General features: G+C 35.1%; 14 protein-coding genes. 10 read left to right on the forward strand and 4 right to left on the reverse strand.

What is annotated here, in order from left to right; genetic code table 11:
* Positions 1-2 precede the first annotated feature (2 nt).
* The gene (gene csaB / locus ACOX6R_RS00080) at positions 3-1,097 is read left to right on the forward strand and encodes a polysaccharide pyruvyl transferase CsaB (RefSeq protein ID WP_433445951.1); all 1,095 of its coding nucleotides are present in this window, start codon (positions 3-5) and stop codon (positions 1,095-1,097) included.
* A gap of 155 nt (positions 1,098-1,252) precedes the next feature.
* On the opposite strand, the gene ACOX6R_RS00085 is transcribed toward csaB, so the two are convergent.
* Positions 1,253-2,128, reverse strand: coding sequence for a YitT family protein (locus ACOX6R_RS00085; RefSeq protein ID WP_433445953.1), 876 nt, complete (start codon positions 2,126-2,128; stop codon positions 1,253-1,255).
* Positions 2,129-2,475: 347 nt separating this feature from the next.
* On the opposite strand from ACOX6R_RS00085, the gene ACOX6R_RS00090 reads away from it, so the two are divergent.
* The 5 genes from ACOX6R_RS00090 (at position 2,476) to ACOX6R_RS00110 (ending at position 12,439) form a co-directional block, all read left to right on the forward strand.
* The gene (locus ACOX6R_RS00090; RefSeq protein ID WP_433445955.1) at positions 2,476-3,741 is read left to right on the forward strand and encodes a Glu/Leu/Phe/Val family dehydrogenase; all 1,266 of its coding nucleotides are present in this window, start codon (positions 2,476-2,478) and stop codon (positions 3,739-3,741) included.
* Positions 3,742-4,113: 372 nt separating this feature from the next.
* Positions 4,114-4,800 carry a CPBP family glutamic-type intramembrane protease gene (locus ACOX6R_RS00095; protein WP_433445957.1) on the forward strand — a complete coding sequence of 229 codons (687 nt, stop codon included), beginning with the start codon at positions 4,114-4,116 and terminating at the stop codon, positions 4,798-4,800.
* A gap of 250 nt (positions 4,801-5,050) precedes the next feature.
* Entirely contained in the window at positions 5,051-6,409 is a 1,359-nt protein-coding gene (purF, locus tag ACOX6R_RS00100) for an amidophosphoribosyltransferase (RefSeq protein ID WP_433445959.1), read from the forward strand.
* A gap of 1 nt (position 6,410) precedes the next feature.
* On the forward strand, positions 6,411-10,082 hold the full coding sequence (locus tag ACOX6R_RS00105) for a phosphoribosylformylglycinamidine synthase (protein ID WP_433445961.1): 3,672 nt from the start codon (positions 6,411-6,413) through the stop codon (positions 10,080-10,082).
* A gap of 2,069 nt (positions 10,083-12,151) precedes the next feature.
* Entirely contained in the window at positions 12,152-12,439 is a 288-nt protein-coding gene (locus ACOX6R_RS00110) for a type II toxin-antitoxin system RelB/DinJ family antitoxin (protein ID WP_433445963.1), read from the forward strand.
* 135 nt (positions 12,440-12,574) lie between these two features.
* Here ACOX6R_RS00110 and ACOX6R_RS00115 read toward each other — a convergent pair whose 3' ends face one another.
* From ACOX6R_RS00115 to ACOX6R_RS00125, 3 genes are all read right to left on the reverse strand, one after another.
* Positions 12,575-13,369, reverse strand: coding sequence for a hypothetical protein (locus tag ACOX6R_RS00115; protein WP_433445965.1), 795 nt, complete (start codon positions 13,367-13,369; stop codon positions 12,575-12,577).
* Positions 13,341-13,922, reverse strand: a complete 582-nt coding sequence (locus ACOX6R_RS00120; protein WP_433445967.1) for an RNA polymerase sigma factor — start codon at positions 13,920-13,922, stop codon at positions 13,341-13,343. Before ACOX6R_RS00120 ends, ACOX6R_RS00115 begins: the two co-directional genes overlap by 29 nt.
* A gap of 123 nt (positions 13,923-14,045) precedes the next feature.
* The gene (locus ACOX6R_RS00125; RefSeq protein ID WP_433445969.1) at positions 14,046-14,636 is read right to left on the reverse strand and encodes a TlpA family protein disulfide reductase; all 591 of its coding nucleotides are present in this window, start codon (positions 14,634-14,636) and stop codon (positions 14,046-14,048) included.
* 146 nt (positions 14,637-14,782) lie between these two features.
* Here ACOX6R_RS00125 and ACOX6R_RS00130 point away from each other — a divergent pair, with 146 nt between their 5' ends.
* The 4 genes from ACOX6R_RS00130 (at position 14,783) to clpB (ending at position 20,271) form a co-directional block, all read left to right on the forward strand.
* On the forward strand, positions 14,783-15,730 hold the full coding sequence (locus ACOX6R_RS00130) for a nucleoside hydrolase (RefSeq protein ID WP_433445971.1): 948 nt from the start codon (positions 14,783-14,785) through the stop codon (positions 15,728-15,730).
* Entirely contained in the window at positions 15,727-16,293 is a 567-nt protein-coding gene (locus ACOX6R_RS00135; protein ID WP_433445973.1) for an ECF transporter S component, read from the forward strand. The genes ACOX6R_RS00130 and ACOX6R_RS00135 overlap by 4 nt, the downstream gene beginning before the upstream one ends.
* Positions 16,294-16,770: 477 nt before the next feature.
* Positions 16,771-17,679: a DnaJ C-terminal domain-containing protein gene (locus ACOX6R_RS00140; RefSeq protein WP_433445975.1), complete on the forward strand. Its 909-nt coding sequence runs from the start codon at positions 16,771-16,773 to the stop codon at positions 17,677-17,679.
* 12 nt (positions 17,680-17,691) lie between these two features.
* Positions 17,692-20,271 (forward strand): ATP-dependent chaperone ClpB, encoded by a 2,580-nt coding sequence (clpB, locus tag ACOX6R_RS00145; RefSeq protein WP_433445977.1) that lies wholly within the window; start codon positions 17,692-17,694, stop codon positions 20,269-20,271.
* Position 20,272 lies beyond the last annotated feature (1 nt).

A 20,272-nucleotide genomic window follows, 5' to 3' on the forward strand; every position in this document is an offset into this window, starting at 1 on the left:
GTATGAAAAAAATTGTAATGTCTGGTTACTTTGGTTTTGACAATTCGGGAGATGACGCAATACTTAAGGCCATGGTGGCGGATTTTAAAAAAGTTAATAAGGATCTTTTTTTGACTGCTCTTTCAAATAATCCAGAGAAGACGAGGAAGGTCTATGGAATAAATGCCGTAAATAGATTTAAGGTTTCAGAAGTTTGGAAGACTCTAGGAGAGTGCGACATCTTCCTTTCAGGAGGAGGGTCTTTGTTGCAAGACTTTACTTCAACAAGGTCAATCATCTATTACTTGGCAGTGATTTTGATGGCGAAGATGCGCAAAAAAAAGGTCTATGTCTATGCAAATGGAATTGGACCAATTGACAAGGGCTTTAGCAGATTCTTGACAAAATTTGTCCTAAACCGAGTGGACTTCATAACTCTAAGAGATAGTTTTTCACAAGAATTTGTAAAAAAATTGGGAGTAAAAAATAAAAATATTTTAGTCACAGCCGATCCAGTTTTTTCACTTGAGTCTGCAACAGATACAAGAGTAAAAGAGATACTTGAAATTGAAAATATTAAGCTCACAGAAAACACTATTGGGTTTTGCCTAAGGGATTATGAAAACAGCAAGAGTTTAAAAATAAAATTTGCAGAAGTTGTGGACATGTTAATTGAAGACGGATACGACGTGCTCCTCGTTCCCTTCCACATGCCTCGCGACAATGTTTATTCAAAAGACATTGCCGAGCTTTCAAGACATAAAGATAAGGTCCAGGTAGTGGAGAATACTTATTCTGCAGGAGAGCTTATGGGAATTTTTAAAGACTTAAAGCTTTTAGTTGCCATGAGGCTTCACTCCGTAATATATGGAGCCAATGTAAATCTTCCAATGGTTGGAGTAATTTATGATCCAAAGGTTAGGGCAATGGTGCACGAACTTGGAATTAAAGAATCTGTGGAAGTTAATGACTTTACTTCAAAAGAACTTTATGAAAAAATAAATAAAACTCTTTCAAGTTTAGAAGATAGCAAAGAAGTTCTTGAGAAGAATACAGAGATAATGAGACAAAAAGCTCACAAAAATGTAGAAATAGCAATGGAGCTTTTGGAAAAATAAAAAATCTTAGGACATATCGAAAGGTATGTCTTTTTTTAAGTTTTATTTATTAAAAAGAGAGAGTTAAATAAAAATTTTAAATAAGTGTGAAGTGCTCGATTAAAAAAATTAAAATTCATATAAAAAAGACTGCCACAAAAGTGACAGCCATAAAACTAAATTGAAAGTTCTTTAAATCCCTTGCCCAGTATTTCGGAAGTGTCGTTAACCGCCATAAAGGCATCGGGATCAATTCTTTTTACGATTTGACGTACCTTTACTAGTTGCCTTGATGAACAAATTACATAGGCCATGTAAAGGTCTTTTTTCTTATAAGCAGTTCTACAATTAATAAATGTAGCGCCTCTGTTAATTTCTTTATAAATTTCAGTTACAATTTCGTCGTATTTTTCAGAAATTATAAATATTTGCTTTTGAATTCCAACTCCAAGCTGCATTCTGTCGATTACACTGTAGGTTATATACATGAGTATCAAAGTGTAAAGAGCTTGGTCTGGCGTGTAGATAAAGGCAAGTGCACAGATAATCATAAAGTTTATTATCATTAGCACGCTTCCTATGCTCACGTTAAAATATTTTTTTATGATTGCAGCAATAATATCTAATCCGCCTGTTGAAGTTCCATGCATAAAGGCAATTCCTGCACCAATTCCGTTTAGTAGTCCGCCAAATACGGCAGCTAAAAATGGATCTTTAGTTATGTAGAAACCTGGTAGAAATCTTTCTATTAACGAAACAAAGAAAGATAAAAATAGCACAGAAATTCCAGAGAAAAAAGCAAAGTCTCTATCTAGAAAAATTATACTCAAAATAAATGTAGGCGTATTTAATAATAAAATTAATATTGATAGCTTCATCCCCGTCAGTCTACTAATTAGGATTGACAGACCTGAAAGGCCACCTGATATTAAATCATTTGCCTTGATAAATACAACGATTGAAAAAGATGTAAAAATCATGCAGACAAGTACTGACATTAGCTTTACGAAAAATGTTTTCGAAAATATCCAATTTTTAAGATTTTTATTCATTGCATCAAACTCCCAAATCTATAATACTATATATGTACCTATAATTGAAGTACTAAAAGAACAATATTAACTATAAATAAAACCAAAATCGCGATTTAAATATATATTTTAAAAATGTAATTTAGCAGTTAAAAGCGTGAAATTACCTTTGTTTTAAAATATAAAATTAATGTTACTTTTTGAATAGTGATGTAACATTTTGAAACATTTGTAAAAACTAATAATATAATTTAAAACAATTCGTTAAAGTTACACTAGTTCCTTGAATTTAAAAAATCCCTTTGATATAATAAATCTGGATGAAAAAGTTACCAATGTTTTATACATAGTAAAAGGAGAGTGTTAAAATGACAGATACATTAAATCCATTAGTAGCAGCACAACAAAAAGTTAAAGCTGCTTGTGACAAATTAGGTGCAGATCCTGCAGTATATGAAATTTTAAAAGAACCTGAAAGAGTTATTGAAATTTCTATTCCAGTTAAAATGGACGACGGATCAGTAAAAGTTTTCAAAGGTTGGAGATCAGCTCACTCAACAGCTGTAGGTCCTGCTAAGGGAGGATGTAGATTCCACCCTAACGTAAACATGGACGAAGTTAAAGCTCTTTCTCTTTGGATGACATTCAAAGGTGGAGCACTAGGTCTTCCATACGGTGGAGGTAAAGGTGGTATTTGTGTAGATCCATCTGAACTTTCTGATAGAGAACTTGAACAACTTGCAAGAGGATATGTAAGAGGACTTTACAAATATCTTGGCGAAAGAATCGACATTCCAGCACCAGACGTAAACACTAATGGACAAATTATGTCTTGGTTCATGGACGAATATATTAAACTTAACGGCGACAGAATGGACCTTGGTACATTCACTGGTAAACCAGTAGACTTCGGTGGATCTCAAGGAAGAAACGAAGCAACTGGATTTGGTGTTGCAGTAGTAACAAGAGAAGCTGCTAAACGTTACGGAATCGACTTTGCTACAGCTAAAATCGCTGTTCAAGGATTCGGAAACGTTGGATCTTTCACAGTTAAAAACATTGAAAGACAAGGCGGAAAAGTTTGCGCACTAGCTGAATGGGACAAAAAAGAAGGTAACTATGCTCTTTACAACGAAGACGGAATGAGCTTTAAAGAACTTCTTGCTTACAAGAACGAACACAAAACTCTTATCGGATTCCCTGGAGCAAAACAAATTTCTAACGAAGAATTCTGGGAAGGCGAATATGACATTCTAATTCCAGCAGCTCTTGAAAATGTAATCACTGGCGAAGTTGCATCTAAACTTAACGTTAAATTAGTTTGTGAAGCAGCTAACGGTCCTACAACTCCAGAAGGAGACAAAGCTCTAGCTGAAAAAGGAATTCCACTAACTCCAGACATCTTAACTAACTCAGGTGGAGTACTTGTATCTTACTACGAATGGGTACAAAACCAATACGGATACTACTGGACAGAAGCAGAAGTTGAAGAAAAACAAGAAGCTGACATGATGAAAGCTATCGAAGGCGTATTCGGCGTTTGCGATGAATATGATGTAGTTCCTAGAGAAGGAGTTTACATGTACGCTATTCAAGGAATTGAAAAAGCTATGAAACTTAGAGGATGGTTCTAATTAATTAGAATTAAAATTTAGATTTTAAAAGGCCAGTTTTTACTGGTCTTTTTTAATGCCCTTAATTAGTTGTGGATATGTTGGAGTCGCTTAGAGGTTTTTAAATTTTAAAAACTTTTATTACTTTTAAATCTTTAAAGGCCTGCGGATGTTGTCTTTTAAAAACTTTTAAAAAGATGAGGAAGTAAAAAATCTTAAAATTTATAATGCTCATGAATTTATTATGAAGTATTTTTGCATTGCTCTTTTTACGTTTTCATCAAAATACTTCTTAAAAAATAAAATAATACGATAACCTAACCAAGAAATTTTTAAAATTTCATCTATAACGCTCTTCTTGTTTTTGCAAGATTTTAATTATATAATTTAAGTATGAAAAGAGATTATCCAATAATAGAGGCGCCCACTTCGAGATGGATATTGGGATATATTATTTCCATACTTTCTTTTGTCGTAGTGGCCTTCGCATCATATTTTTTAAAAATTGAAAGTTTAATTTTAAATGCAGTAATTCTTGCAGTAATAGGAATTTTGGCACTTTTAATTATCGACAAAAATTTCCTTTTAAAAATTTTTAAACCACTAAAGCTTAAGGATTTGGGATATATAGTCCTTGGTGTCATAATAATGTTTGTTGCAATAATTATCTCATCCATTGTCCTTTCAAAGGTCGAGATGAACGTGAGCAACAATCCAATTTTTGATATGATTGATAAAGAAAATCTAATCGAATTTTTTATTTCGTCTGTAATTCAGTTTATCACTGAGGAGATTATTTTTATTATTCCGTTTTTGTTTGTAATAAATAAAAGTAAAATCCAAAATAGGTTTTTAAAAGTTCTACTTGCAGTTTTACTTTCTTCAGTCACTTTTGGACTTATGCACCTTTCGACTTATGATTTTAATTTTCTGCAAGCTATTTTAATTATTTCTATTGTTAGGACAGGACTAACTATGTCTTATATCATCAGCAAAAATTTAACTGTCACTTATATTGTCCACATTATCTATGACTGGAGCATAATCCTTGCGGGACTTCAGTTTGCTGTAAATTTTTAGTAAATATTTACTTTTAGAAACAGAATTTTAAATACAAAACATTTTTACTTTATGCTATAATGTTTTTATGATTTTATGGAGGAATTAAGTTGAGATATAAATTTATTTTTAATTATCTTCACAATAAAATATTTTTATTTTTGTCAACAAACGCTATAAGTGCGGAATTTTTCCATACAGGAGATACTGTATAATTTAGGGAACTCTAGAGGAGTTCTCTATTTTTTTAGAATTTATTTTAGGAGTTAAGATGAGTGCAATAATTGGTATTTATTCGAATCAAGATGTTAGCAAAAAACTTTTTTATGGACTAAATTCTCTTCAACACAGAGGACAAGAAGCCAGTGGTATATGTGTATACAATGAAGATGGTTTAGTTTTGGACAAGGACAATGGACTTGTTTATGATCATTTTAATGACGAGAGCTTTGAAAGGCTTAGTGGAAAAATTGGAATTGGCCATGTGAGATATGCAACTGCAAACAAACCTCATGTCTACAATGCACAACCACTACTTGCTTTTGCAAGGGGAAGAGAATTTGCCCTTGCTCACGACGGAAGTTTAGTAAACGACGAAGAACTTAGAAAAAAACTAAGCGATGAAGGTGCATTATTTCAAACTGCAATCGACACTGAAGTTATTTTGTCTCTAGTTGCAAGATCATACGACGGCGACATTGTTGAAGCCATCAAAAAAACTATGGATACTATTGAGGGAGCATACTCCGTTGTAATGTTATTTGACAACAAGCTAGTTGCCTTTAGAGATCCTAATGGATTTAGACCTCTTGTAATAGGCGAGTCCGTAGATGGTGAAATTATTATTGCATCTGAAAATGCGCCAATAGAAATTATTGGACGAGACGACAATATGAGAGATGTAGAACCAGGCGAGATAATCGTTGTAGATGAAACTGGTCTTCATTCTTATCACCACGGCAATGTCAATAAAAAGCACTGCATCTTTGAATATGTATATTTTGCAAGAAACGATGCAAATTTAGACGGTGTCAATGCTTATAACTTCCGCAGAAGATGTGGAGAAGAATTGGCAAAAGAAGCACCTGTTGATGCAGATCTTGTAATAGCAGTTCCAGACAGCGGCACTCCTGGTGCAATGGGTTATGCTCAAGAGTCAGGCATTCCATTTGCTGAGGGACTTGTTAAAAATAGATATATGGGAAGAACTTTTATTAAGACTACTCAAGAGGAAAGAGAGCTTGCTGTTAAACTTAAACTAAATCCGCTTGAAGTTGTTTTAAAAGATAAAAAGATTATTGTAGTTGACGACTCCATAGTAAGGGGAACTACTTCTCGCAATTTAATCAAGAGAATGAAAGAAGCTGGAGCAAAAGAGGTTCATTTTAGAATTATTTCCCCACCAGTTATGTATCCATGTTATTATGGTATTGATACTCCTTCTAGAAAGAAGTTAATTGCAGCCAACTATTCTATAGAAGAAATTAGAGAGAGAATTGGAGCAGATAGTCTTGCTTTTATTTCTATGGAGGGGATGTTAAAGGCAAGTAAACTAGATGAAGATGTATTCTGCAAAGCTTGCTTTGACGGAGATTATGCTGTATGGCCAAAAGAATCAGATGAGGTGTGATATGGTAAATGTAAAAAGAATTTATGTATGCAAGAAAGATGAATTTGATTACAAATCTAAAAATCTAATAAGTGAAATTAAAAACTCTCTAAAGATTGACCTAGAATATTTAAAAGCTTATAGAAGATATGACATTGAAATTGACGATGAGACTCTAGAGAAGACAATCAACACTGTTTTTTCTGAGCCACCGGTTGATGAGGTGTTTTATAAAGATGTTAAAGAGCTAGAAGAAAGCTTTGAAAGTCCAATTGGAATTCAATTTTTGCCTGGACAATTCGACAATAGAGAAGCGGGACTTGTTCAAACTATTGCTTTATTTACAGATAAAGAAGTAAGGGCAAAAGTTACAGAAGTTTACGACTTAAAAGGCGTAAGTGGAGAAGAGCTCGAAAATATAAAGGCATTTTTAATTAATCCTGTTGACTCAACAGAAGTAGATGTGTTTAAAGTACAAAGCATGAGGGAATCAGGAAGACAAAATCTTGAAAATATTGTCTATGACGGATTTAATGAACTTGACGAAAAAGGACTTAAAAACTTCTTAGACGAAAAATCTTTGGCAATGAGCCTTGAAGACTTAAAAGTTGTTCAAGAATATTTCAACAAAGAAAACAGAGACCCTAACGAAACTGAAATTGCAATAATAGATACTTATTGGTCTGATCACTGCCGTCACACTACTTTTAACACAGAACTTGGCATTGATTTTAATGTTGCAACTGAACTTGATAAAGAAATAAAAGCGGCTTTTGATGAATACTTAAAAATTAGAGAAGAATTAAAAATACAAAAGCCAATTACTTTAATGAGCTTTGGAACAATTTTATCAAAATATCTTCGTGCAAATGGAAAACTTGACGATTTAGAAATTTCTTCAGAAATTAATGCCTGCTCAATTAAAATAAAGGCAAGAGTTGAAGTTGATGGAAAAGAAGAGTTAAGAGACTATCTTTTGATGTTTAAAAACGAAACTCACAACCACCCAACAGAAATCGAACCAGTTGGAGGAGCGAGCACTTGTCTTGGTGGAGCAATAAGAGACCCACTCTCTGGCAGAAGCTATGTATATCAAGCAATGAGAGTTACAGGAGCAGCCGATCCATTTACACCAGTTGAAGAGACTCTAGAAGGAAAGCTTCCACAAAAGAAAATAACAAGAGAAGCAGCCCTTGGCTACTCTTCTTACGGAAACCAAATCGGGGTTGCATCTGGACTAATTGATGAAATTTACCACCCAGGTTATGTTGCAAAGAGAATGGAAACTGGAGCAGTGATGGCTGCAGCGCCAATGGAAAATGTAAAGAGACTTGACCCAGTATGTGGCGATGTAGTAATACTTCTTGGTGGCAGAACTGGCCGTGACGGAATTGGTGGAGCGACAGGCTCATCTAAATCTCATAACGTTGAATCAATTGCAACAGAATCAGCACAAGTTCAAAAGGGAAATGCACCAGAAGAGAGAAAAATTCAAAGACTATTTAGAAACCCAGAAGCTGCAAAACTTATCAAAAAATGTAACGACTTCGGAGCAGGTGGAGTTTCTGTAGCAATTGGTGAACTTGCAGACTCAATTGAAGTGAGTCTTGACAAAGTGCCACTAAAATATGACGGACTAAAGCCAAAAGAAATCGCAATATCTGAGTCACAAGAGAGAATGGCAGTAGTTGTTGCAAAAAACGATGCAGAAAAATTCATGGCTCTTGCCGATGAAGAAAACCTAGAATCAACAATTGTTGCAAAAGTTACAGACGACAACAGACTTAGAATGTACTATGGCGATGAAATTATCTGCGACATGGGATATGACTTTATCAACTCAACTGGAGCAGATAGATACGAAGAAGTTTCTGTAGTATCAGAAGACTTTGCACCAATGCTTGTAAGCGCAGACAAAGATCCAAAGAATTTATACGACTATTTGAGCGATTTAAATATAACTTCTAAGAAGAACATGATTGAACTTTTCGACTCATCTGTTGGAAGAAGCACTGTGCTTCAACCGCTTGGAGGAAAAAATCAAGAAACACCAATTGGCGCAATGGCAGCTCTTATTCCAACTCTAGATGGAGTTTCCAAAACTGCATCACTTATGAGTTATGGATTTAACCCAATTCTTTCAGAAGAATCACAATTCTTGGGCGGATACTATGCAGTAATTGAATCTATTGCAAAACTTGTGGCAGTTGGTTCACCAGTAGATGACATCAGACTTTCATTCCAAGAGTTTTACGAAAAAATGAGCTCAAAAGAAGCTTGGTCAAAACCACTTAAATCTCTACTTGGAGCATTTGTGGCATCATCTGCCTTTGACGCACCTCCAATTGGAGGAAAGGACTCCATGAGTGGAACATTTGAAGATATAAATGTGCCGCCAACATTAATTTCTTTTGCAGTAAACACACAAGATGCAGAAAAAATTATTGGACCAGAATTTAAGAGCAAGGGCAAAATTGGTCTTGTTACAATTAAGAGAAATGTGACTGGAACAGTTGACTTAGATGAACTTAAAGAAAACTTCAAGAAAGTTAATAGGGAAATTGAAAGTGGAAATATAATTGCAGCATCTGCAATTAATCACAAGGGAACACTTCCAGGAATTTATGAAATGGCAATTTCAAACACTGGATTTGAAGTAGAACTTGAGGACTTATATTCACCACTTTACGGATCTTTTATCGTAGAATATTTAGAAGATAGAGACTTCATCGAAGAAGTTGGAGAATTTAAAGAAGTAGGAAACATCGTAGTTAATGGCGAAAAGCTAGATGATGAAAAATTAAAAGATGCTTACCTACACACATTAGATGAAATATTTAAACCAGTGGACAAAAACGAACTGGGAGAATTTAAACAAGGAAAAGCTGAAAAGAGAAAAATGAAATCAACTAAACCAGTTGATGAAGTAAAGGTAATCGTGCCAGCATTCCCTGGAACAAACTCTGAATGGGACACTGCAGATGCTTTTGAATTTGCGGGAGCAAAGGCAGAGGTTGTAGTGTTTAAAAATAGAGACGAAAAAGATATCGAAGAGTCTATAGAAAAACTTGCAGATAAGATTTCGGGTGCACAAATCCTTGCAATACCTGGAGGATTTTCACTTGGAGATGAACCGGACGGATCAGGCAAATTTATTGCCAATGTAATCAGATCACCTAAGGTTAAAGAAGCAATTGAAACACTTCTAGGGGAAAACGACGGACTAATCCTTGGAATATGTAACGGATTCCAAGCGTTAATCAAGACTGGACTTCTACCTTTTGGCGAAATAAAAGAAATGGACGAAGACGATCCAACAATAACATTTAACTCTTGCCACAGACACATTGCAAAAGTTGTTGACACAAAACTTGTAACAACAAATTCACCATGGCTTGCAAATCTTAAAGAGGGACAAACTTACAAAGTTCCAATCTCTCACGGAGAAGGAAGACTTGTGGCTAAGAAAGAAGTAATGGACAAGATTTTAGAAAATGAACAGGTGGCAGCAGTTTATACAGATGCACCAAATGGATCCCTTGAAAATGTTGAGGCAATGATTTCTGCTGATGGAAAAATCCTCGGCAAAATGGGACACAGCGAAAGAATTGCAGACAATCTATTTAAGAACTTGGGTGAAATAGAAATGCAAGATATATTCACTGCAGGTGTAGAATACTTTAAAGAAGACTAAAATGAATAATTAAGCAAACGAAAAAAGGTATGATGCGAGACACGCTCGAGGCCGCTCGGCCAAGCTAATGGTCTCTGCATCATATCCTTTTTTCTATTCACAAAGAATTTAAAAAGCTTTGGAAAAACCTTGCATTGCACAAGTCATAACCCCAACACTCGTCATCCCGAGCTTGTCGAGGGATCTGTACCTTAAGGAGAAACAGCCTAATCGTCTTGAATATAAAACCTTAAGGAGAACTGCAAAATAAAAATAAATAATAAAAAATTAAGCAAACGAAAAAAGGTATGATGCGAGACACGCTCAAGGCCGCTAGGCCAAGTACCGTTCCCCTGACATATCCTTTTTTCTATTCATAAAGAATTTAGAAAGCTTTGGAAAAATCTTGCATTGCACAAGTCATAACCCCTACACTCGTCATTCTGAGCGAGCATGAAATGTGAGTCGCCGTGTACCCGGAAGGGTGAAGAATCTGCACCTTGTGGAGAAACAGCTTAATCGTCTTGAATAGAAAACCTCCACATCCGTCATCCCGAGCGAGCAGAGCGAGTCGAGGGATCTGCAAAGTGATCAAGCGAGACCTTATCGTCTTAAAGCAAAAGCACTACGGAGAAAAGCAAAATAAAAATCAAACAAACGAAAAAAGGTATGATGCGAGACACGCTCGAGGCCGCTCGGCCAAGCTAATGGTCTCTGCATCATATCCTTTTTTCTATTCATAAAGAATTTAGAAGGCTTTGGAAAAACCTTGCATTGCACAAGTCATAACACCTACACTCGTCATTCTGAGCGAGCATGAAATGTGAGTCGCCGTGTACCCGGAAGGGTGAAGAATCTGCACCTTGTGGAGAAACAGCTTAATCGTCTTGAATAGAAAACCTCCTCCCGTCATTCTTAGCGTCATCCCATCCACCGTCATCCCGAGCGAGCAGAGCGAGTCGAGGGATCTGCAAAGTGATCAAGCGAGACCTTATCGTCTTAAAGCAAAAGCACTACGGAGAAAAGCAAAATAAAAATCAAACAAACGAAAAAAAGTATGATGGGAGACACGCTCGAGGTCGCTCGGCCAAGCTAATGGTCTCTGCATCATATCCTTTTTTCTATTCATAAAGAACTTAGAAAGCTTTGGAAAAACCTCGCATTGTACAAGTCATACCTCTACACTCGTCATTCTGAGCGAGCGTGAAATGCGAGTCGCCGTGTACCCGGAAGGGTGAAGAATCTGCACCTTGTGGAGAAACAACCTAATCGTCTTGAATAGAAAACCTCCACATCCGTCATCCCGAGCCAGCCCCCACACCGTCATCCAGAGCGAGCAAAGCGAGTCGAGGGATCTGTACCTTCTCAGCAAGAAGCATAAGCGTCTTAACAAGAAAACTTTAAGGAGTAAATACTCCAAATCATAACTTAGTAAAGACAATAACACATCGCTTAACCACCCTACAGATCCTTCGACTCCGCCTCATGCTTCGCATTCAGCTCCGCTCAGGATGACGTTGGAAGGGGATGCCTTCTCAGTATCATCTTGAAATTATCTGGACTATTTAAAATTTCTATTCATAAAGAATTTAGAAAGCATTAGGCACAATCGAGACTTACACGATTCACAACCACAACACTTGTCATCCCGAGCGAGCAAAGCGAGTCGAGGGATCTGTAACTTCTCAGCAAGAAACCTAAGCGTCTTAACAAGAAAACTTTAAGGAGTAAATACTCCTAAGCATAACTTAGTAAAGACAACAACACATCGCTCGGCCACCCTACAGATCCTTCACCCTACCGGGTACACGGCGATTCGCCTCATGCTTCGCATTCAGCTCCGCTCAGGATGACGTTGGAAGGGGATGCTTTCTCAGTATCGTCTTGAAATTATCTGCACTAATTAAATTTTCTATTGATAAGAATTTAAAAATTTTTAGGCCAGTTATAATTAAACTCACAAAAACCACACTCTTAAGAAAACTTCAAAATAAAAAAGTTGTAAAAATTCGTACAATATAATGACAATGTATTGACAACGCACCAAAAAAGAATATAATAAGACTATACTAAATTTAAGGAGTAAAAAAATGGCAAACACAAATACTAGTACTAGTACAAATTTAAACATTAGGGTAGATGCAGATGTTAAGGAACAATCTGAAGAAATTTTTGCAAAGTTGGGACTTAATATGACAACTGCAGTTAATATGTTTTTGAGAACTGTAATTAGAGAAAAGGGAATTCCTTTTGATTTATCTCTTGCTGAGCCAACTGAACAAGCTGTTAAGGCATTTGTTGCTGGCAAAAAAGTTGCAAGAAGTGAAATGAAAGGTCATTCAGACATAGAAGATTTAATAAGATCATTAAATGAGTAATAAAAATTAATACCTTCCTTAAGATTTTTATCACTAACAACCAATTATTTGGAAAAGAACTTATTTAATTAAAAAAGTTAACCAAAAAGGCCTTGAGCACAAACTCAAAGCCTTTTTTCTTTATTGCTTATTTTCTTATTTTACAAATTCTTGTCCCATTTCGAATAATTCGTTGGCATCTACTTTTTCACTTGCCATTATTTCATATCTGATACCATCGATATCAAATATTATGTGATTAGTTATGCATTCTTCTCTTTCTTGAGATGATCCTCCAATTCCAACGTTAAAGAATGGGTCGTTTTCTTTTCTTTCTCTCTCTTCTGGTGTCATGTCGTCTTCACTTGCTAAAAACAAATTGTGAAGTTGGAAATAATAGAACTTAACTCCATTGTATTCTCTTATTTCTTGATACTCATTTTCGACAAGTTCTTCATGAACTTGTTGTAATTTGTCAGTATCTAGAGTAACAATGTCATTATTTTCATTCTTGTAATCTACGCTAACAGATTTTCTCTTGTTTTGCTCATTGTTATCTTCATCTACATCAGCAAGGTCAACAATTCTAATTCCATCAAATTTGTATTCTCCAAGTTTTTCTGGAATTATTGCATCAAATCCTGCCTTTTTTTCTGCTTTTGTTGTATCTTCATATGATGTGTAGTTGTAGAATGATGATGAAGATGAAATTATTCCAGTAGATTTTCCAATGGCAAACACTCCGCCACAAAGTACAACTGCTGCTGCAAGTACTACACCAATTTTAGATTTTTTCATTTTAAACTCTCCTCTTCCTGAATTTCTATCTAGGTTCTTTATCTCGCTGTCGATTTTGTCTTTAAGAGAATCGGAAGGGAAAGTATTTTCGACACTTCTATTTAATTCTTCTCTAAGTTTATTATCAAAACTTTGATTCCAATCTTTTTTCATAAATACCCTCCCTTTCAATTAAAAAAGATTCATTTGAATGTTCTAATTCTTTTTTTAAAACTTTTCTGGCCTTAAAGAGTCTTGACTTGACTGTTCCTTCAAAAACTCCAAGGGCCGATGCAATTTCTTTTATCGTAAGATCATTGTAGTAAAAAAGAACGATGACTTCGCGCTGCTTCTTATTTAGACTCATTAGAGCATCTTGTATTTCACTCTTAACTACAAACTCGTCTTCAATTGTATAAGTCTCTTTATCTACTTTAAGCTGAATTTCTTCATCGGGAAGTTCCCTCTTTTTATTTTTATATTTTTTGTAAGCAGAATTTTTTAAGATCGAAAACATCCAGGGCTTTAATTTGTCGGGATCTTTTAGAGACTTAATGTTTACATAAATGGAAACGAAGGCGTCTTGAGTGACATCCTCTGCATCGTAGGAATTTCCAAGTATTAGATAAGCTGTGCGAAATAACATTAAGTAATACTTATCATAAAGCTCATCAAAAGAATTTTTGTCGCCGGCCTTTATTCCTTCAATTATTTTGCTGCCATCCATTTTTACCACCTCCATCAGATGCATCTATATATAAGAGCCTTTGGGGAAGAGAAAAGTTCATTTATTTTAAAAATTTTTAAAAATTATGTAAAAAATAAGGTAGCCAAAGCTACCTTTAAAATTTTATTTATTTTCTTCTAATACATGAGAAATTGTCGCATCCCATGTTTCAAAATTCATCGCACCGACGAATCCTCCAAGAACTACGCCGTCTTTGTCGACTATTAAAGTTGTTGGAATAACTGAAACTTTTGCCATATAGTCGTCCATTGTTGGGTTTGGCATAATATTTGTGTAAGTCACACCTTTTTTGTCCAAAATATTTAATGCTTCTTCAACATTTGTGTCGAGAGTTGCATTTGTATCAGACACGACGCCCAAAAAGTTCATGTCGTTTTTGTATTTTTGGTGTAGCTTTTCAAGATCTTCCATCTCTTCTATACATGGTGTGCAAAATGTTCCCCAAATGTTTACAAATGTGAGAGGCTTCTTGCCATAAAAATCTTTTGAGTCTACCATGTCGCCAGTTTTTATATCAAGAGTTTGGAAATTAAAATCGTTAAGTCCAACATCTTGCATCTTAGTTGCCTCTGCCATATTTTCTGCATTTCCTTTATTATTTGTATTTGCTTCGTTAGTTTCATTTTTTTTGCCACAAGAAGCAAGTGTAAGTACTAAAGTAAATGCGAGCATTATTTTTAAAAACTTTTTCATATTATCACCTTCTATTTTAGTTTAATTATACAAAAAATGCCAAGTCTTGTCTAATTAAATGAAATATTATATAATTAACGATACTTGTTCGAGAACTCCAAGTATAAAAAACTAATCAGTTCTCCAAATTTAATGGAGGTTTTTTTATGAAAAAAATTATTATTGACGCCGATCCTGGCATTGACGATTCTATTGCAATAATGCTTGCAGCAGGTCTTTCTCACTTTGACATTTTGGGTATAACTATAGTATCTGGAAATGTATGTGTTGATAAGGGCGCTGTAAATGCTCTTAGACTTTCAAAATTTTTAAAGAAAGATTTCAATATTTACAAATCAAATCCAAATCCCCTTGTAAAAGAATTAATAAACGCTGAAGACACTCACGGTGAAGACGGCCTTGGCGAAACTTATCTTCCTTATGAAGATAGAGAAGTTAAGGACGGTGCAGTTGACTTTATTATAGAAAATTTAAAAAAAGATGAAGTTACAATTTTTGCACTTGGACCGCTTACAAATATTGCAAGGGCAATGGAAAAAGATATTGACGCCTTTAAATGTGCAAGAATTATTTCTATGGGAGGAAACTTCAAATCCTTTGGAAACATGAGTCCCGTTTCAGAATTTAATTACTATGTAGACCCAGAAGCGGCAGATTATGTAATTCAAAATTCACCGAACCCAATTGAAATAATTCCGCTAGATGTCACGAGAAAATTTGTGCTGACTCCAAATATTATAGCTCTCATGAAAAGCATTAATAAAGACGTTGCAGACTTTTTAGAAAACATCACTAATTTTTATATGGATTTTCACCTAAAATATGAAAATATAATCGGTTCAGTGATAAACGACCCACTGGTAATTATGGCACACGAATTTCCAGAATACTTTGCAAAAGAAAAATATCACGCCGATGTAGTATGTGACGGGAAAGCTCGAGGCATGCTCATGGTAGATGAAAAGGACTTTTTAAAGAAAGAGAAAAACATTATTTTATATAGAGATATAAAAACTTTCCCAGTTTGGAAAAACTTTATAGAGATACTGACAGCTGGAGAAGTGGATGAAGAGATGTTGGAGAGAATATTATGAAAATAAATTCTAGAAAACTTACAATACTTGCAATGTGTATTGCCATAAACCTTGTAGGTGCGTGGATTGCACTTATTTTTAAACTGCCAATTTATCTAGACTCAATTGGAACAATAATGGCGGGATTTTCCTTTGGACCTGGCTTTGGCATAATTACGGGAGTAATAACGTCCTTTGTAAACATGTTGGGCGACCCAATAGCGATATATTTTCTTCCAACTCAGTTAATAGTTGGTTACATTGCAGGAGCAGTGACAGTGCTTAAAGAAAAAAATTCCTACAAAAAAATATATCAAGCATTTATAATGTCAATCCCAGCTGCAATATCATCAGCACTAATAGCGACATATGTATTTGGGACGGTTACAACAGCAGGATCAAGCTATATCGTGCAGTTCTTGAGGGCGACACTTAACATGAGCGACTTCCTTATAGTATTCATCGTTCAAATAGTTACAGATTATGCCGACAAATTTATTGGAATATTTTTGGTAGCAAAGATTTATAATATGGAAGCCTTTCAAAAAATACTTGAGAGGGATAGATATAGACTAAAAAAATAAATATTGGATTAAGAGGTATGCAAGATAGATTAATTTTGCATATCTTTTTTTTATAAAACATCTAAATTTAAAAATAATGATTAGAATAATCTAACTTCATATTAATTATAAAATAGCGCCACAAAATAAAAACTGCTTAGTTTATCAACCAAGCAGTGTCTCTAAAAATAAGAAAACCGAATCATCGACTCGGCTTTACAAAAGGAAATTAATTAAAAAAAGTGTATTAAATAATCTGTTACTATTTTAGCATAATAATACAATGAAAACAAGTAAAAAATAATTAATTATTTGCAATTTAAAAATCTAACTTTTGTCTAAATTCGTGTAATTTTAAAAAATAGAGGTATTAATTTAATTAGTAAAAAAATTTTAGCAGAGGACTTGAAAGAGTGCTAATAATGATGTATAATAATGATAGTCAAAGAACGTCAAAGTTAATTATTCTTTGACAAATAACCGTGAGGAGGAAGTTATTTGAAATACAAAGATTATTATGAAATCTTAGGTGTCTCTAAAGATGCCGATGAAAAGGAGATTAAGAGTGCCTACAGAAAGCTCGCAAAAAAATATCACCCCGACCTAAACAAAGGCGACGAGGGTGCTGCCGACAAATTCAAAGAAATTTCCGAAGCTTACGAGGTCTTATCAGACAAGGACAAGAGAAAGAAATATGATACATTTGGATCTAATTACGATTTTAGTTCCGGTTATGACTTTGATCCTTCTCAGTATGGTTATACTTACCAAACCGGAGGAAGCGGTGCAGATTTCTCTGACTTTTTTGAGACAATTTTTGGTTCATCCCATGGAGGCTCCAGGGGATTTAATATAGATGATATTTTTTCAGGCTTTTCTGGAGGTGGCGCTTCTAATAGAGCAAGACCAAAGAAGGCAAAGTTTGAATCTGAACTTTCAATTTCTATTAAAGAGGCCTACGAAGGGTGTGAAAAGAATGTAAGCCTAAGTTATGGCGGAGAAGTTTATGACATCAAAGTTAAAGTGCCAAAGGGCATCACTCGTGGAAAGAAGATAAGAGTAAGTGGCAAAAAATTCGGTATTTCTGGCGACATAATGTTTAAGATAAAAATAAAAGACGAAAAGCACATGACTCTTGATGGATTAGATATTGAGCTTACAGAAAATATTTATCCATGGACTGCTGCTCTTGGTGGCACAAAAACTGTCGATGCTCTCGACGGAAAGTTAAAATTAAAAATTCCAAAGAACTTCATCGGAGGAAACAAAATGAGAATTCCTTCAAGAGGATTTAAGGATTTGAAAGGAAAAGTTGGAGACTTGTATGTTAAGTTTAACATCGTAAATCCAACAAACTTAACTGAAGAACAATTAAAATTATATAAAGAGCTTAACGAAATAAGCTAAAGAGGTGTTAATATGAATTTTGAAAAATTTACTCAAAAATCACTAGAGGCAGTGCAAGGTGCATACAACACTGCTAAAGAGTATGGAAACCCTGAGGTTAAAGAAATTCACGTAAATTATGCACTTTTAAATGACAGCGAAGGACTTATTCCTAGGGTTTTAACCTATATGGACAAAAATCCTGAAATGATTAAGGCGGATGTATTAAAAGTTATTGAAAGACTTCCAAAACAATCTGGCTCAAGTTTATATGCCGACGAATCTTATAGAAAAGTTTTTCAAAAAGCTGAAGAGTTTAAGGAAAAACTAGGCGATGAATATTTATCTGTTGAGCATATTTATTTGGCGCTAATTGCAACTAAGGGAACTGATTCTGCATCTGTTTTTAACAGATTTTCTATAGATTTAGATTCATTTTTAAAGGCCCTTCAAAAAATTAGGGGCAATCAACATGTCACTACAGATAATCCTGAAGGAACATACGACGCCCTTAAAAAATATGGAGAGGACCTTACAGAACTTGCCCGCGACGGCAAACTTGACCCAGTAATTGGTCGTGACGAAGAAGTTAGAAATGTTATAAGAATTCTTTCAAGAAGGACAAAGAATAACCCAGTTTTAATCGGGCCTCCAGGAGTTGGTAAAACAGCAATTGCAGGAGGACTTGCCCAAAGAATTGTATCAGAAGATGTGCCCGATGGACTTAAAAACAAAACAGTCTTCTCCCTTGACATGGGAGCACTAGTTGCTGGTGCAAAGTATAGAGGTGAGTTCGAAGAGAGACTTAAAGCCGTTCTAAACGAAATTAAAAAATCTGAAGGCGACATTATTCTTTTCATAGACGAAATTCACAACATCGTCGGAGCAGGCAAGACTGACGGCGCAATGGACGCATCAAACTTACTAAAACCTATGCTTGCTCGTGGCGAACTTCACGCAATTGGTGCAACAACTCTTGATGAATATAGAAAGTATATCGAAAAGGACCCAGCACTTGAGAGAAGATTCCAAAAAGTTTTGGTAACTGAGCCAACTGTGGAAGACACAATTGCAATTCTTCGTGGACTAAAAGATAAATACGAAATCTATCACGGAATTAGAATTTCAGACTCTGCAGTAATTGCTGCAGCAACTTTATCTGATAGATATATTACAGATAGATACTTGCCAGATAAGGCAATTGACTTGATGGATGAGTCCTGTGCAATGCTTAGGACAGAAATCGACTCAATGCCTACAGAAATCGACGAAGTTAGAAGAAAAATTCTTCAACTAGAAATCGAAAATGAGGCTCTTAAAAAAGAAACTGACGAGGCAAGTAAAGTAAGACTTGAAAAGCTTCAAAAAGAACTTTCAGAAGAAAAGGCCGAGTACGACAGATTAAAATCTAAATGGGAAACTGAAAAGAAAGGCCTTGACTCATTAAAGGACATCAAAAAACAAATTGAAGATGTAAACCACGAAATAGAAGAAGCTGAAAGAAATTACAATCTTGAAAAACTTTCTGAATTAAAATACGGAACTCTTCCAAAATTAAAAGAAGAGCTTGCCGAAAAAGAAAAAGGCGTAAAAGACGGCTCATCAATGGTAAAAGAAGAAGTTACAGAAGATGAAATTGCCTATGTAGTTAGCCGCTGGACAGGAATACCTGTAGAAAAATTAAACGAAAGCGAAAGAGATAAACTTCTAAGCCTTGAAGATATTTTACACAAGAGAGTTGTTGGTCAAGACGAGGCAATTGAAGTTGTATCTGATGCCGTATTAAGAGCAAGGGCAGGACTTAAGGACAAAAATAAACCAATTGGCTCCTTCATATTCCTAGGACCAACTGGTGTTGGTAAGACAGAAACTGCCAAGGCACTTACTGAGGCACTTTTCGATGACGAGAGAAATATGATAAGAATAGATATGTCTGAATATATGGAAAAACACTCCGTATCTAGACTTGTTGGTTCTCCTCCAGGATATGTTGGATACGACGAAGGTGGACAACTAACAGAAGCAGTTAGGAGAAAACCATATAGCGTAATACTATTTGACGAAATCGAAAAGGCTCATCCTGATGTATTTAACATTTTGCTTCAAGTGCTAGATGACGGACGACTTACAGACAACCAAGGAAGAACTGTGGACTTTAAAAACACAGTCATCATCATGACATCAAATATTGGATCACATTATCTAATTGATGGAATAAGCGAAAGTGGAGAGATACTTGAATCAGCTCGTGAAAATGTAATGAGAGATTTGAGAATGGAATTTAGACCAGAATTTTTAAATAGAGTTGACGAGACAGTTCTATTTAAACCACTTGGAAGATCTGAAATATTTGAAATCATAAAACAAAGCGTTCGCGAAGTTGAAGATAAACTTAGAGATAGAAATATTAAAATTGAAATCACAGACTCTGCTCTTGAATTCATACTAGAATCTTCCTTCAACGCACAATATGGCGCTCGTCCAGTTAAGAGATTTATTGGACACAGCTTAGAGACTGACCTTTCTAAGATGCTAATTAAAGGCGACATAACAGATGGAGATACAATAGAAGTAGATAGCCTTGCAGGTAAGCTAACTGTAAATAAGAAATAAA

It is taken from the genome of Peptoniphilus sp., from assembly GCF_050943655.1.
Taxonomy (GTDB): Bacteria; Bacillota; Clostridia; order Tissierellales; family Peptoniphilaceae; genus Peptoniphilus_A.

What these genes read in the sequence shown, in the direction of transcription:
- csaB (WP_433445951.1), top strand. Translation starts at nt 3, where the DNA reads ATGAAAAAAATTGTAATGTCTGGTTACTTTGGTTTTGACAATTCGGGA.
- ACOX6R_RS00085 (WP_433445953.1), bottom strand. Translation starts at nt 2,128, where the DNA reads ATGAATAAAAATCTTAAAAATTGGATATTTTCGAAAACATTTTTCGTA.
- ACOX6R_RS00090 (WP_433445955.1), top strand. Translation starts at nt 2,476, where the DNA reads ATGACAGATACATTAAATCCATTAGTAGCAGCACAACAAAAAGTTAAA.
- ACOX6R_RS00095 (WP_433445957.1), top strand. Translation starts at nt 4,114, where the DNA reads ATGAAAAGAGATTATCCAATAATAGAGGCGCCCACTTCGAGATGGATA.
- purF (WP_433445959.1), top strand. Translation starts at nt 5,051, where the DNA reads ATGAGTGCAATAATTGGTATTTATTCGAATCAAGATGTTAGCAAAAAA.
- ACOX6R_RS00105 (WP_433445961.1), top strand. Translation starts at nt 6,411, where the DNA reads ATGGTAAATGTAAAAAGAATTTATGTATGCAAGAAAGATGAATTTGAT.
- ACOX6R_RS00110 (WP_433445963.1), top strand. Translation starts at nt 12,152, where the DNA reads ATGGCAAACACAAATACTAGTACTAGTACAAATTTAAACATTAGGGTA.
- ACOX6R_RS00115 (WP_433445965.1), bottom strand. Translation starts at nt 13,369, where the DNA reads ATGAAAAAAGATTGGAATCAAAGTTTTGATAATAAACTTAGAGAAGAA.
- ACOX6R_RS00120 (WP_433445967.1), bottom strand. Translation starts at nt 13,922, where the DNA reads ATGGATGGCAGCAAAATAATTGAAGGAATAAAGGCCGGCGACAAAAAT.
- ACOX6R_RS00125 (WP_433445969.1), bottom strand. Translation starts at nt 14,636, where the DNA reads ATGAAAAAGTTTTTAAAAATAATGCTCGCATTTACTTTAGTACTTACA.
- ACOX6R_RS00130 (WP_433445971.1), top strand. Translation starts at nt 14,783, where the DNA reads ATGAAAAAAATTATTATTGACGCCGATCCTGGCATTGACGATTCTATT.
- ACOX6R_RS00135 (WP_433445973.1), top strand. Translation starts at nt 15,727, where the DNA reads ATGAAAATAAATTCTAGAAAACTTACAATACTTGCAATGTGTATTGCC.
- clpB (WP_433445977.1), top strand. Translation starts at nt 17,692, where the DNA reads ATGAATTTTGAAAAATTTACTCAAAAATCACTAGAGGCAGTGCAAGGT.